Below are 12,036 nucleotides of genomic sequence, written 5' to 3'. Positions count from 1 at the left end.
ATGAAGGCCGATTCAATGTTCACGCAACACCAAAGTTGTTTCAGTCAACGGAGTATTACATGTCCAGAAGGCTTCGCAGAACCAAGATCGTAACCACCTTAGGCCCGGCCACCGATCGCGATAATAATCTCGAAAAAATTATCGCCGCCGGTGCCAACGTGGTGCGTATGAACTTCTCTCACGGTACGCCAGAAGACCATAAATTACGTGCCGATAAAGTGCGTGAAATCGCAGCAAAACTGGGCCGCCACGTGGCTATCCTCGGCGATTTGCAGGGTCCAAAAATTCGTGTTTCCACCTTTAAAGAGGGGAAAGTTTTCCTCAATATCGGCGACAAATTTCTGCTGGATGCCAACCTGGGCAAAGGCGAAGGCGATAAAGAAAAAGTCGGTATCGACTATAAAGGCCTCCCGGCTGACGTCGTACCTGGCGATATCCTGCTGCTTGATGACGGCCGCGTACAGCTGAAAGTGCTGGAAGTTCAGGGCATGAAAGTGTTCACCGAAGTTACCGTCGGCGGCCCGCTCTCCAACAATAAAGGCATCAACAAACTGGGCGGCGGCCTCTCAGCAGAGGCGCTTACCGATAAAGACAAAGCGGACATCGTGACGGCTGCGCTGATCGGCGTTGATTACCTGGCTGTCTCCTTCCCGCGCTGCGGCGAAGATCTGAACTATGCGCGGCGCCTGGCGCGTGATGCAGGCTGCGATGCCAAAATCGTCGCCAAAGTTGAGCGCGCGGAAGCCGTTTGCGATCAGGATGCCATGGACGATGTGATCCTCGCGTCTGACGTGGTGATGGTTGCGCGCGGCGACCTGGGTGTGGAAATCGGCGACCCTGAGCTGGTGGGTATTCAGAAAGCCCTGATTCGTCGCGCACGTCAGCTGAACCGCGCGGTGATCACCGCGACTCAGATGATGGAATCGATGATCACCAACCCAATGCCAACCCGTGCAGAAGTCATGGACGTGGCGAACGCCGTGCTGGACGGTACCGATGCGGTGATGCTCTCTGCCGAAACCGCTGCGGGCCAATATCCGGCAGAAACCGTGGCCGCTATGGCACGTGTTTGCCTGGGTGCTGAAAAGATCCCAAGCATCAACGTCTCTAAACACCGTCTGGACGTGCAGTTCGATAACGTGGAAGAAGCGATTGCGATGTCGGCGATGTATGCGGCAAACCATCTGAAGGGCGTTACTGCGATCATCACCATGACCGAATCTGGCCGTACCGCGCTGATGACCTCGCGTATCAGCTCGGGTCTGCCGATCTTCGCCATGTCCCGTCACGAACGTACGCTGAACCTGACGGCGCTGTACCGCGGCGTGACGCCGGTACACTTCGACAGCACCAATGACGGCGTGGCCGCTGCGCACGATGCCGTAAACCTGCTGCGTGACAAAGGCTATCTGGTCTCTGGTGATATCGTCATTGTGACCCAGGGCGATGTGATGAGCACCATCGGATCAACCAACACCACGCGCGTTCTGACCGTCGAGTAATAACGTCTCTGTTAAAAAGCCCTCTCCAGCTGGAGAGGGCTTTTTTTATTTCGTTGGATACAGCTCTTTACGTTTATACGGCTCTTTTTCACCCGGCTTACGCGTTTTAAGCAGCTTCAGGATCCACGTGTACTGCTCGGCATGTGGCCCTACCAGGATCTCCACCTCTTCGTTCATCCGACGGGCAATGGTGTAATCATCGGCGGTGAGCAGATCGTCCATCGGCGGACGAACCTCAATACTCAGGCGATGCGTTTTACCGTCGTAGACCGGGAACAGCGGGATCACGCGGGCACGACAAACTTTCATCAGGCGACCAATCGCGGGGAGCGTCGCTTTATAGGTCGCAAAGAAATCGACAAACTCGCTGTGCTCGGGGCCATGGTCCTGATCCGGCAGATAGTAGCCCCAGTACCCCTGACGTACCGACTGAATGAAGGGCTTAATGCCATCGTTGCGCGCATGCAGGCGTCCGCCAAAACGACGACGCACCGTATTCCAGACAAAATCGAAGATTTTATTGCCCTGGTTATGGAACATAGCCGCCATCTTCTGGCCCTGAGAGGCCATCAGCATCGCCGGAATATCAACGCCCCAGCCGTGGGGGACAAGGAAAATGACTTTCTCGTCATTGCGACGCATCTCCTCGATGATATCCAGCCCTTTCCAGTCAACGCGATCGACAATTTTATCCGGCCCTTTCAGCGCCAGCTCCGCCATCATCGCCATGGCCTGCGGTGCGGTGGTATACATCTCATCAATGATTGCCTCGCGCTCGGCGTCACTCTTTTCCGGAAAACAGTAATAGAGATTGATCTGCGCGCGACGACGGGCGCTTTTGCCTAAACGCCCGGCCAGACGGCCAATTTTACCCAGGACAGGATCTCGCAGTGCGGCAGGCAGCAACGCCATCCCCGCAAAGGCGTAGACGCCGAGCCAGGCGCCCCAGTTGCGCGGATGGCGGAAGGATTTTTCAAACTCAGGAATGTATTCAATATTGTTTTTTTGGGTTTCCATGCTAGATCCAGGGTCTGATGACGCAAAAATTTATTCAGATAGTGTAGCGAGGCAGTCGTCCGCGCACAAAAGAAAAAGCCGGCGTCAGTGTGCGCCGGCTTTTTTAACAAAAACAGAGGGCTTAGTCTAAGCTCAGCTGCGGCAACACCTCTTTCACCTGCGCCAGATAATCAGTACGATCTTTACCTGTCAGGCCTTCGGTGCGCGGCAGTTTCGCCGTCAGCGGGTTCACTGCCTGTTGGTTAATCCACACTTCATAGTGCAGATGCGGGCCGGTAGAGCGTCCGGTATTGCCGGAGATCGCGATACGGTCACCACGCTTCACCTTCTGACCCGGTTTAACCAGCAGCTTACGCAGGTGCATGTAGCGGGTCGTATACGTACGGCCATGACGTACCGCGACGTAATACCCGGCTGCACCGCTACGTTTGGCCACCACCACTTCACCATCCCCTACCGCCAGAACCGGTGTGCCCTGCGGCATGGCAAAGTCAACGCCACGGTGCGGTGCGACACGCCCGGTTACCGGGTTCAGACGACGCGGGTTAAAGTTCGAGGAGACGCGGAACTGTTTAGCCGTTGGGAAGCGCAGGAAGCCTTTTGCAAGGCCCGTACCGCTGCGGTCGTAGAACTTACCGTCTTCGGCACGGATCGCGTAGTAATCTTTGCCCTCGGAGCGCAGACGTACGCCCAGCAGCTGGCTTTGCTCGCGCTTGCCGTCCAGCATTTCGCGGGACATCAGGACGGAGAACTCATCGCCCTTCTTCAGCTTGCGAAAATCCATCTGCCACTGCATGGCTTTGATCACCGAGCTGATTTCAGCGCTGGTCAAGCCTGCATCTCGCGCGCTGGAGACAAAGCTCGCGCCCACGGTGCCTTTCAGAACGCTGTTAACCCAGTCGCCCTTCTGCATTTCGCTGGTCATTTTAAAGCCCGTCGCCGTGCGATCGTAGGTGCGGGTTTCGCGGCGGGACATTTCCCAGGTCAGACGCTGGAGATCGCCATCGGCCGTTAACGTCCAGGAGAGCTGCTGCCCAATTTTCAGGTTGCGAAGATCTTTATCTGCCGCCGCCAGCTGGCTGATATTCCCCATGTCGATGCCGTACTGGTTCAGTACGCTGCTCAGCGTATCCCCGGTAGAGACAACATATTCATGAATACCCGCTTCGTTCTCGGTTTTATCGTCCAGTTCATCCTGTGGAATAGCTTCATCTTCCTGAGCCGACTGGTCGATAGGCTCACTGGCTTCAGGCAGCAAAGAACGAATTTCGCTCTTTTCAAGCTCGATGGTTTTGATGATAGGGACAGAACTCGGGTGGTAAACATAGGGCCGCCAGACGGCGACCGCTAGGGTGAGTACTGTAAGCGACCCCAGCATGACGCGGTGGGGTCGAGGCAGATTGTTAAATGCCAGGGCGACAGAGCGGGCTATCTGTTGCACGTATTCACTTCCTCGTTAATCTCCTTTCAGGCAGCTCGCATACTGGTTCGCCAGTTGGCTGAGGAACTGCGAATAGCTCGCTTTGCTCAACTGGATATTCGTTCCTAGCGGGTCAAGGGTCCCCATGCGCACGGATGTCCCCCTGGCCACGGCTTCTACGACCGCTGGCCTGAACTGTGGCTCAGCAAAAACGCATGTCGCTTTTTGCTCAACCAGCTGTGTTCTGATTTCATGTAAACGCTGCGCACCAGGCTGAATTTCAGGGTTGACGGTAAAATGACCCAGCGGGGTCAAACCGTAGTGTTTTTCGTAATAGCCGTAGGCGTCATGAAAAACGAAATACCCTTTTCCTTTCAACGGTGCGAGCTCATTACCAACCTGCTTATCGGTTGCGGCTAATTGTGCCTCAAAATCCTTCAGGTTGGCGTCTAGTTTGGCTCGACTTTGCGGCATAAGTTCCACTAATTTGTCATGGATTGCAACCGCTGAAAGCCGCGCTATCTCTGGGGATAACCAAAGATGCATGTTGTACTCGCCGTGATGGTGATCTCCATCACCTTTTTCACCGTCGGCAGCATGATGGTCATGTTCGTCGCCGTCGTCATCCGCCCCTTTCATGAGTAACGGTTTCACGCCGGGGAGGTCGGCAATCGCGACCTGTTTTTCACCCGCCACCTGTTTTGCTGACTTCTGCATAAACGCTTCCATTTCCGGACCGTTCCAGACAACTAAGTCCGCGTTTTGTAAGCGTTTTACATCGGAAGGGCGCAGGGAATAATCATGCTCCGATGCACCATCCGGGAGCAGAACCTGGGTTTCTGTTACCCCGTCAGCAATGGCTGACGCGATGAACCCGAGCGGTTTAAGCGAAGCGACAACCGCAGCGTTAACATCTTGTGCGGTTGTACCCCAAAGGGCAGCGGATAATGCTGCGAAAAGAAGCGTATTTTTATGTAACATAATGCGACTAATCATCGTAGTGAATGCGTGGAATGTGATATTATAACATTCGTTGACTTCTTCAAGCTTAAAATGACATGACGACATTGGTTTCCCTTGAAAATATTTCGGTCTCATTTGGCCAGCGCCGCGTCCTCTCTGACGTGTCGCTCGATCTGAAGCCCGGCAAAATTCTGACGCTGCTCGGCCCCAATGGCGCAGGCAAATCCACTCTGGTGCGCGTGGTGCTGGGTCTGGTCGCACCCGATGAAGGCGTGATCACGCGCGAGGAAAAATTGCGCATCGGCTATGTGCCGCAAAAACTGCACCTCGACGCCACACTGCCGCTGACGGTGAGCCGTTTCCTGCGCCTGCGTCCCGGCACACGTAAAGCCGATATTCTCCCGGCGCTGAAGCGCGTGCAGGCGGGCCATCTTGTCGATGCGCCGCTGCAAAAACTGTCCGGTGGAGAAACGCAGCGCGTTTTACTTGCCCGCGCGTTGCTCAGCAGCCCGCAGCTGCTGGTACTGGATGAGCCGACGCAGGGTGTGGATGTGAATGGTCAGGTTGCGCTTTATGATTTGATCGACCAGCTACGTCGAGAGCTTGATTGCGCAGTGCTGATGGTGTCTCACGATCTCCATCTGGTGATGGCAAAGACTGACGAAGTGCTGTGTCTCAACCACCATATCTGCTGCTCCGGCACGCCAGAAGTGGTCTCCATGCATCCGGAATTTATTTCCATGTTCGGCCCTCGCGGCGCTGAACAGCTGGGCATCTATCGCCATCATCATAATCATCGCCATGATTTACAGGGACGAATCGTTCTGCGTCGGGGAAATGGACACTCATGATTGAACTGTTACTGCCCGGCTGGCTGGCCGGGATTATGCTTGCCTGCGCCGCGGGCCCGCTCGGCTCGTTTGTGGTGTGGCGCAGAATGTCTTACTTCGGTGATACCCTGGCGCACGCGTCCCTGCTGGGCGTTGCCTTTGGTCTGCTGCTGGATGTAAACCCCTTCTACGCGGTGATTGTGGTCACGCTGCTGCTGGCGGCCGGTCTGGTCTGGCTGGAAAAGCGCCCTCACCTCGCCATCGATACCCTGCTTGGCATCATGGCGCACAGTGCCCTGTCGCTGGGCCTGGTGGTGGTCAGCCTGATGTCGAATATCCGTGTGGATCTGATGGCTTACCTGTTCGGTGACCTGCTGGCCGTCACGCCAGACGATCTCATCGCAATCGCGATTGGCGTTGTGGTGGTGCTCGGCATTCTGCTCTGGCAGTGGCGTAACCTGCTGGCCATGACCGTCAGCCCGGACCTGGCGTTTGTCGACGGCGTGAAGCTGCAGCGCGTTAAGCTGCTGCTGATGCTGGTAACGGCGTTAACCATTGGCGTGGCGATGAAGTTTGTCGGGGCGCTGATTATTACGTCACTGCTGATCATCCCTGCGGCTACGGCGCGTCGTTTTGCCCGTACGCCGGAGCAGATGGCCGGTGTGGCCGTGATTGTCGGAATGATTGCGGTAACGGGTGGACTCACCTTCTCGGCGTTCTATGACACGCCTGCAGGGCCGTCCGTGGTGCTGAGTGCGGCGGTGCTGTTTATCTTCAGTATGATGAAGAAGACCGCAAATTAACATCGAGGGCGCTGATGCCCTCACCCTGGCCCTCTCCCACAGGGAGAGGGAACAATGCATTACGGCATTGCCGGTGGCGTAATGCCGAAATGATTCCACGCCCGCACCGTCGCCATGCGGCCACGCGGTGTGCGCTGCAGGAAGCCCTGCTGGATCAGATACGGTTCAAGCACATCCTCAATGGTTTCACGCTCCTCCCCGATTGCCGCCGCCAGGTTATCCAGCCCGACCGGGCCACCAAAGAACTTGTCCAGCACCGCCAGCAGCAACTTGCGGTCCATGTAGTCAAAACCTTCGGCATCGACGTTCAGCATATCCAGCGCCTGCGCAGCGATCTCTGCGGAGATCGAACCGTTGTGCTTCACCTCAGCAAAGTCACGCACGCGGCGCAGCAGGCGGTTGGCAATACGCGGCGTACCGCGGGAACGCTTCGCCACTTCAAACGCCCCCTCTTCGCTCATCTCCAGCCCCATATAGCGGGCGCTGCGGCCAACGATGTGCTGGAGGTCGGCCACCTGGTAAAACTCCAGACGCTGCACGATACCGAAGCGGTCGCGCAGTGGAGAGGTCAACGACCCGGCTCGCGTCGTTGCGCCTATCAGGGTAAACGGCGGCAGATCGATTTTGATGGAGCGCGCAGCCGGACCTTCACCAATCATGATATCCAGCTGATAATCTTCCATCGCCGGATAGAGCACCTCTTCCACCACCGGTGACAGACGGTGGATCTCATCGATAAACAGTACGTCATGCGGCTCGAGGTTGGTCAGCATAGCCGCCAAATCGCCCGCCTTCTCCAGCACCGGGCCGGAGGTGGTGCGCAGGTTAACGCCCATTTCATTAGCGACGATATTCGCCAGCGTGGTTTTGCCCAACCCCGGAGGGCCAAAAATCAGCAGGTGATCGAGCGCATCGCCGCGCAGTTTTGCCGCCTGGATAAAAATCTCCATCTGGGAACGAACCTGTGGCTGGCCAATGTACTCATCAAGCAGTTTTGGGCGAATCGCGCGATCCACCACATCCTCTGCCTGAACAGTGCCTGCCGAAACCAGGCGGTCTGCTTCAATCATCCTTTACCTCACAATGCAGCGCGCAGCGCTTCACGAATCAGGGTTTCACTGCTGGCATCCGGTTTGGCAATTTTACTTACCATGCGGCTGGCCTCCTGAGGTTTATAGCCCAGCGCCACCAGCGCGGCAACCGCTTCCTGCTCGGCGTCATCATCCGTCGCAGGCGCGCCTGGGGAGGTCAGCACCAGATCGGCCGCCGGCGTGAAGAGATCGCCATGCAGGCCTTTGAAGCGGTCTTTCATCTCGACAATCAGGCGCTCTGCCGTTTTCTTACCAATACCAGGAAGCTTAATCAGCGCCGCAGGATCTTCACGCTCAACGGCATTCACAAACTGTGACGCTGACATGCCGGATAAGATCGCCAGCGCCAGCTTTGGCCCGACGCCGTTGGTTTTAATCAGCTCGCGGAACAGCGTGCGTTCCTGTTTGTTGTTGAAGCCGTACAGCAGCTGAGCATCTTCACGCACCACAAACTGAGTAAAGACGATCGCCTCTTTGCCCGCGTCCGGCAGCTCGTAGAAGCAGGTCATCGGCATATGGACTTCATAGCCCACGCCACCCACTTCCAGCAGCACTAACGGGGGTTGTTTTTCAATGATGATGCCTCTGAGTCTGCCTATCACGTGACGCTCCTGCGTTCTGGAAGAAATTAACTGCCGACATAATAAAAAAAGGCTGGATAAACATCCAGCCTGATTTGTCATTATCGTAACCTGCCTCGCGCCAGATTGAGCCGCGACTCGCTCATTTGCATCGCGTTCTGGCTGACATGACAGTGGGTAATCGCAATCGCCAGCGCATCCGCGGCGTCAGCCTGCGGGTTTGCAGGGAGCTTCAGCAGGGTACGCACCATGTGCTGCACCTGACTTTTCTCCGCGCTACCGATGCCCACCACCGTCTGCTTGACCTGACGTGCCGCGTATTCAAATACCGGCAAATCCTGGTTTACCGCAGCCACGATGGCCACTCCGCGCGCCTGACCGAGCTTTAGCGCCGAATCGGCGTTTTTCGCCATAAAGACCTGCTCGATAGCGAAATAGTCCGGCTGAAACTGGGTGATAATCTCCGACACGCCCGCATAAATGAGCTTCAGGCGCGACGGCAGATCATCCACTTTGGTGCGAATACAGCCGCTGCCGAGGTAGGTTAACTGGCGTCCCACCTGGCGGATAACGCCATACCCGGTGACGCGTGAGCCTGGGTCAATCCCGAGAATAATCGACATCACGCGTCTCCTGTAACGGATCTACACGCTCTCATCAGAGAGTCGCTGCAACCTCATCAGAGATTTCACCGTTGTGGTACACTTCCTGCACGTCGTCGCAGTCTTCGAGCATGTCGATCAGACGCAGCAGTTTTGGTGCAGTTTCCGCATCCATGTCCGCTTTGGTGGACGGGATCATGGAGACTTCAGCGTTGTCCGCTTTCAGGCCAGCCGCTTCCAGCGCATCGCGCACGGCACCCATCTCTTCCCACGCGGTGTAAACGTCGATAGCACCGTCGTCAAAGGTCACCACGTCTTCCGCACCGGCTTCGAGCGCTGCTTCCATGATCGCATCTTCGTCGCCTTTCTCGAAAGAGATGACGCCTTTTTTGCTGAACAGGTACGCAACGGAACCGTCAGTGCCCAGGTTGCCACCGGTTTTGGTGAACGCGTGGCGCACTTCCGCAACGGTACGGTTACGGTTGTCGGACAGGCACTCAACCATTACCGCCGTACCGCCAGGACCGTAACCTTCATAGATGATGGTTTCCATGTTCGCGTCTTCATCGCCGCCCACGCCACGTGCGATAGCACGGTTCAGGGTGTCACGCGTCATGTTGTTGGACAGCGCTTTATCCACCGCCGCGCGCAGACGCGGGTTAGAAGCCGGGTCACCGCCGCCCAGACGCGCTGCCGTCACCAGCTCGCGAATGATTTTGGTAAAGATCTTACCGCGCTTGGCATCCTGTGCCGCTTTGCGGTGTTTGGTGTTGGCCCACTTACTATGACCTGCCATAAAAAGTTCTCCAAAAATCGCGCCTTTTCAGGCTGCGTTAATTACAAATTCTTCAATCGCCTGCCGGTTGCTCCACGACTTGGTCAGTGCGGCGGCATCCGCCGCATTCACCCAGCGGTAGGTCAGGTGTTCGGTAAACACGATCTCCCGTTCATGGGGGAGCGCGAGACAGAACCACGATTCCGTATTGCGCTCGGTACCCGGCGCGTAGCGATGACGTAAATGGCTAAAAATTTCAAACTCCACCGTGCGCTGACAGTCCTTCAGGGTCAGTTGCTCGCGGGCAACGTCAATGGCGACCTCTTCCTTTACTTCGCGCGCGGCGGCCTGCAACGCGGTTTCCCCCTCTTCCAGACTGCCGGTAACTGACTGCCAGAATTCAGGGTCATCGCGCCGCTGCAACATCAGCACCCGCTTCGTGTCTTCTGCATAAATGACCACCAGGACCGAAACGGGGAGCTTATATGTCATATCAGTTTTTCTCTTCCTTCTTCACCACCTCAATGCCCAGCTCAGCCAGTGCGGCCGGGTTGGCAAAGCTTGGCGCTTCGGTCATCAGACACGCGGCGGCAGTGGTTTTCGGGAAGGCGATCACATCACGGATGTTATCGGTGCCGGTCAGCAGCATGGTCAGACGGTCAAGACCGAAAGCCAGACCCGCGTGCGGAGGCGTACCGTATTTCAGCGCGTCCAGCAGGAAGCCGAACTTCTCGCGCTGCTCCTGCTCGTTGATGCCCAGGATGCCGAACACGGTCTGCTGCATTTCACCGCTGTGAATACGCACGGAACCGCCGCCCACTTCGTAGCCGTTAATGACCATATCGTAGGCGTTGGCGACCGCCTCTTCCGGTGCCGCTTTCAGCTCTGCCGCCGTCATCTCTTTAGGCGAGGTGAACGGGTGGTGCATCGCGGTCAGGCCACCTTCACCGTCGTCTTCAAACATTGGGAAGTCGATAACCCACAGCGGCGCCCATTTGCTCTCGTCGGTCAGATTCAGGTCTTTGCCGAGCTTCAGACGCAGCGCACCCATCGCATCCGCAACGACTTTCTTGTTGTCTGCACCGAAGAAGATCATGTCGCCGTCCTGCGCGCCGGTGCGCTCCAGGATCGCTTCCACGATGTCTGCGTTCAGGAATTTCGCGACCGGGCTGGTGATCCCTTCAAGACCTTTCGCACGCTCGGTCACTTTAATATAGGCCAGACCTTTCGCGCCGTAGATCTTGATGAAGCTACCGTAGTCGTCGATCTGCTTACGGCTCAGAGCCGCGCCGCCCGGTACACGCAGCGCTGCTACGCGGCCTTTGGCGTCGTTAGCCGGGCCCGCGAATACCGCGAACTCCACGTTTTTAACCAGATCCGCTACGTCCACCAGCTCCATTGGGTTACGCAGGTCTGGTTTGTCAGAGCCATAGCGACGCTCGGCTTCCGCGAAGGTCATGATTGGGAAATCGCCCAGCTCAACGCCTTTCACGTCATTCCACAGGCTACGCACCAGGGCTTCCATCACTTCACGCACCTGCTCGGCGGTCATGAAGGAGGTTTCCACATCGATCTGGGTAAATTCAGGCTGGCGGTCAGCACGCAGGTCTTCGTCGCGGAAGCATTTCACGATCTGATAGTAGCGATCGAATCCGGACATCATCAGCAGCTGTTTGAACAGCTGTGGAGACTGCGGCAGCGCGTAGAATTTGCCTTTATGAACGCGGGATGGCACCAGGTAATCGCGCGCGCCTTCCGGCGTGGCTTTGGTCAGCATCGGGGTTTCGATATCCAGGAAACCGTGGTCATCCATAAAGCGACGCACCAGGCTGGTGATTTTCGCGCGGGTTTTCAGGCGCTGAGCCATTTCCGGGCGACGCAGATCCAGGTAGCGGTATTTCAGACGCGCTTCTTCGGTGTTGACGTGGTTGGAGTCCAGCGGCAGCGCTTCAGCACGGTTGATGATCGTCAGATCGGACGCCAGTACTTCAATGGCACCCGTCGCCATGTCGGCGTTAACGTTTTTCTCGTCACGCGCACGTACGGTGCCGGTGACCTGAATGCAGAACTCATTACGCAGCTCAGAGGCCAGCTTCAACGCATCTGCGCGATCCGGATCGAAGAACACCTGAACGATACCTTCGCGGTCGCGCATATCGATGAAGATAAGGCTACCAAGATCACGACGACGATTGACCCAACCACACAGGGTGACCTGCTGTCCGACGTGGGACTGACGCAGCTGCCCGCAATATTCTGTACGCATGAGATATCCCTTAATTAGCCGCAGGCTAAATGTCGCCTGGTATGCAGGCTACTATGTCGCAGCTTTCTGTATGTCACAACTGGATGAAAAAAGGCGGCTATTATACTGGAAATTCCGCCGGACGATAAGAGCGAACCACGGCCAGGCGGTCGTTTGCTGCACTCTTATTGCGCATTCTCACAAAAA

Annotated in this window: 12 protein-coding genes; 3 read left to right on the top strand and 9 right to left on the bottom strand. The window is 56.5% G+C overall.

Annotation, left to right across the window (positions count from 1 at the left end):
* The first annotated feature begins 59 nt into the window (after positions 1 to 59).
* Positions 60 to 1,502 (top strand): pyruvate kinase, encoded by a 1,443-nt coding sequence (gene pyk / locus CWR52_RS21335; RefSeq protein WP_020883399.1) that lies wholly within the window; start codon positions 60 to 62, stop codon positions 1,500 to 1,502.
* Between the two features lie 45 nt (positions 1,503 to 1,547).
* Here pyk and lpxM read toward each other — a convergent pair whose 3' ends face one another.
* The 3 genes from lpxM to znuA form a co-directional block, all read right to left on the bottom strand.
* Positions 1,548 to 2,519 carry a lauroyl-Kdo(2)-lipid IV(A) myristoyltransferase gene (gene lpxM, locus CWR52_RS21330; protein WP_104950692.1) on the bottom strand — a complete coding sequence of 324 codons (972 nt, stop codon included), beginning with the start codon at positions 2,517 to 2,519 and terminating at the stop codon, positions 1,548 to 1,550.
* 121 nt (positions 2,520 to 2,640) lie between these two features.
* The gene (gene mepM / locus CWR52_RS21325) at positions 2,641 to 3,960 is read right to left on the bottom strand and encodes a murein DD-endopeptidase MepM (protein WP_104950691.1); all 1,320 of its coding nucleotides are present in this window, start codon (positions 3,958 to 3,960) and stop codon (positions 2,641 to 2,643) included.
* A 15-nt stretch (positions 3,961 to 3,975) separates the two neighbouring features.
* Positions 3,976 to 4,920, bottom strand: coding sequence for a zinc ABC transporter substrate-binding protein ZnuA (znuA, locus tag CWR52_RS21320; protein WP_129546970.1), 945 nt, complete (start codon positions 4,918 to 4,920; stop codon positions 3,976 to 3,978).
* A 77-nt stretch (positions 4,921 to 4,997) separates the two neighbouring features.
* Between znuA and znuC the strand changes: the two genes are divergently transcribed.
* Positions 4,998 to 5,753 (top strand): zinc ABC transporter ATP-binding protein ZnuC, encoded by a 756-nt coding sequence (znuC, locus tag CWR52_RS21315; protein ID WP_028018633.1) that lies wholly within the window; start codon positions 4,998 to 5,000, stop codon positions 5,751 to 5,753.
* A complete protein-coding gene (gene znuB, locus CWR52_RS21310) occupies positions 5,750 to 6,535 on the top strand; it encodes a zinc ABC transporter permease subunit ZnuB (protein WP_104950689.1) in 786 nt (261 codons plus the stop codon). The genes znuC and znuB overlap by 4 nt, the downstream gene beginning before the upstream one ends.
* Before the next feature lie 59 nt (positions 6,536 to 6,594).
* Here the strand turns inward: znuB and ruvB are convergent, their stop codons facing one another.
* The 6 genes from ruvB to aspS form a co-directional block, all read right to left on the bottom strand.
* Positions 6,595 to 7,605 (bottom strand): Holliday junction branch migration DNA helicase RuvB, encoded by a 1,011-nt coding sequence (gene ruvB, locus CWR52_RS21305; RefSeq protein ID WP_008500449.1) that lies wholly within the window; start codon positions 7,603 to 7,605, stop codon positions 6,595 to 6,597.
* A gap of 8 nt (positions 7,606 to 7,613) precedes the next feature.
* Complete coding sequence (ruvA, locus tag CWR52_RS21300) at positions 7,614 to 8,228, bottom strand: Holliday junction branch migration protein RuvA (RefSeq protein WP_104950688.1); 615 nt, start codon at positions 8,226 to 8,228, stop codon at positions 7,614 to 7,616.
* Positions 8,229 to 8,308: 80 nt separating this feature from the next.
* Positions 8,309 to 8,830, bottom strand: a complete 522-nt coding sequence (gene ruvC / locus CWR52_RS21295) for a crossover junction endodeoxyribonuclease RuvC (protein WP_003859749.1) — start codon at positions 8,828 to 8,830, stop codon at positions 8,309 to 8,311.
* A gap of 34 nt (positions 8,831 to 8,864) precedes the next feature.
* Positions 8,865 to 9,605: a YebC/PmpR family DNA-binding transcriptional regulator gene (locus tag CWR52_RS21290; protein WP_008500447.1), complete on the bottom strand. Its 741-nt coding sequence runs from the start codon at positions 9,603 to 9,605 to the stop codon at positions 8,865 to 8,867.
* A gap of 27 nt (positions 9,606 to 9,632) precedes the next feature.
* On the bottom strand, positions 9,633 to 10,076 hold the full coding sequence (gene nudB / locus CWR52_RS21285; protein ID WP_104950687.1) for a dihydroneopterin triphosphate diphosphatase: 444 nt from the start codon (positions 10,074 to 10,076) through the stop codon (positions 9,633 to 9,635).
* 1 nt (position 10,077) lies between these two features.
* Positions 10,078 to 11,850: an aspartate--tRNA ligase gene (aspS, locus tag CWR52_RS21280; RefSeq protein WP_104950686.1), complete on the bottom strand. Its 1,773-nt coding sequence runs from the start codon at positions 11,848 to 11,850 to the stop codon at positions 10,078 to 10,080.
* Positions 11,851 to 12,036: the final 186 nt, after the last annotated feature.

It is taken from the genome of Enterobacter sp. SGAir0187 (assembly GCF_002952735.2).
GTDB classification, from domain to species: Bacteria; Pseudomonadota; Gammaproteobacteria; order Enterobacterales; family Enterobacteriaceae; genus Enterobacter; species Enterobacter quasiroggenkampii.
Note: the sequence above shows the minus strand (reverse complement) of the source record. Positions and strands in the feature narration are given on the sequence as shown.

Excerpts from the sequence above, each read along its gene's own strand:
- pyk (WP_020883399.1), top strand. The coding sequence starts at position 60 with ATGTCCAGAAGGCTTCGCAGAACCAAGATCGTAACCACCTTAGGCCCG.
- lpxM (WP_104950692.1), bottom strand. The coding sequence starts at position 2,519 with ATGGAAACCCAAAAAAACAATATTGAATACATTCCTGAGTTTGAAAAA.
- znuA (WP_129546970.1), bottom strand. The coding sequence starts at position 4,920 with ATGTTACATAAAAATACGCTTCTTTTCGCAGCATTATCCGCTGCCCTT.
- znuC (WP_028018633.1), top strand. The coding sequence starts at position 4,998 with ATGACGACATTGGTTTCCCTTGAAAATATTTCGGTCTCATTTGGCCAG.
- znuB (WP_104950689.1), top strand. The coding sequence starts at position 5,750 with ATGATTGAACTGTTACTGCCCGGCTGGCTGGCCGGGATTATGCTTGCC.
- ruvB (WP_008500449.1), bottom strand. The coding sequence starts at position 7,605 with ATGATTGAAGCAGACCGCCTGGTTTCGGCAGGCACTGTTCAGGCAGAG.
- ruvC (WP_003859749.1), bottom strand. The coding sequence starts at position 8,830 with ATGTCGATTATTCTCGGGATTGACCCAGGCTCACGCGTCACCGGGTAT.
- CWR52_RS21290 (WP_008500447.1), bottom strand. The coding sequence starts at position 9,605 with ATGGCAGGTCATAGTAAGTGGGCCAACACCAAACACCGCAAAGCGGCA.
- nudB (WP_104950687.1), bottom strand. The coding sequence starts at position 10,076 with ATGACATATAAGCTCCCCGTTTCGGTCCTGGTGGTCATTTATGCAGAA.
- aspS (WP_104950686.1), bottom strand. The coding sequence starts at position 11,850 with ATGCGTACAGAATATTGCGGGCAGCTGCGTCAGTCCCACGTCGGACAG.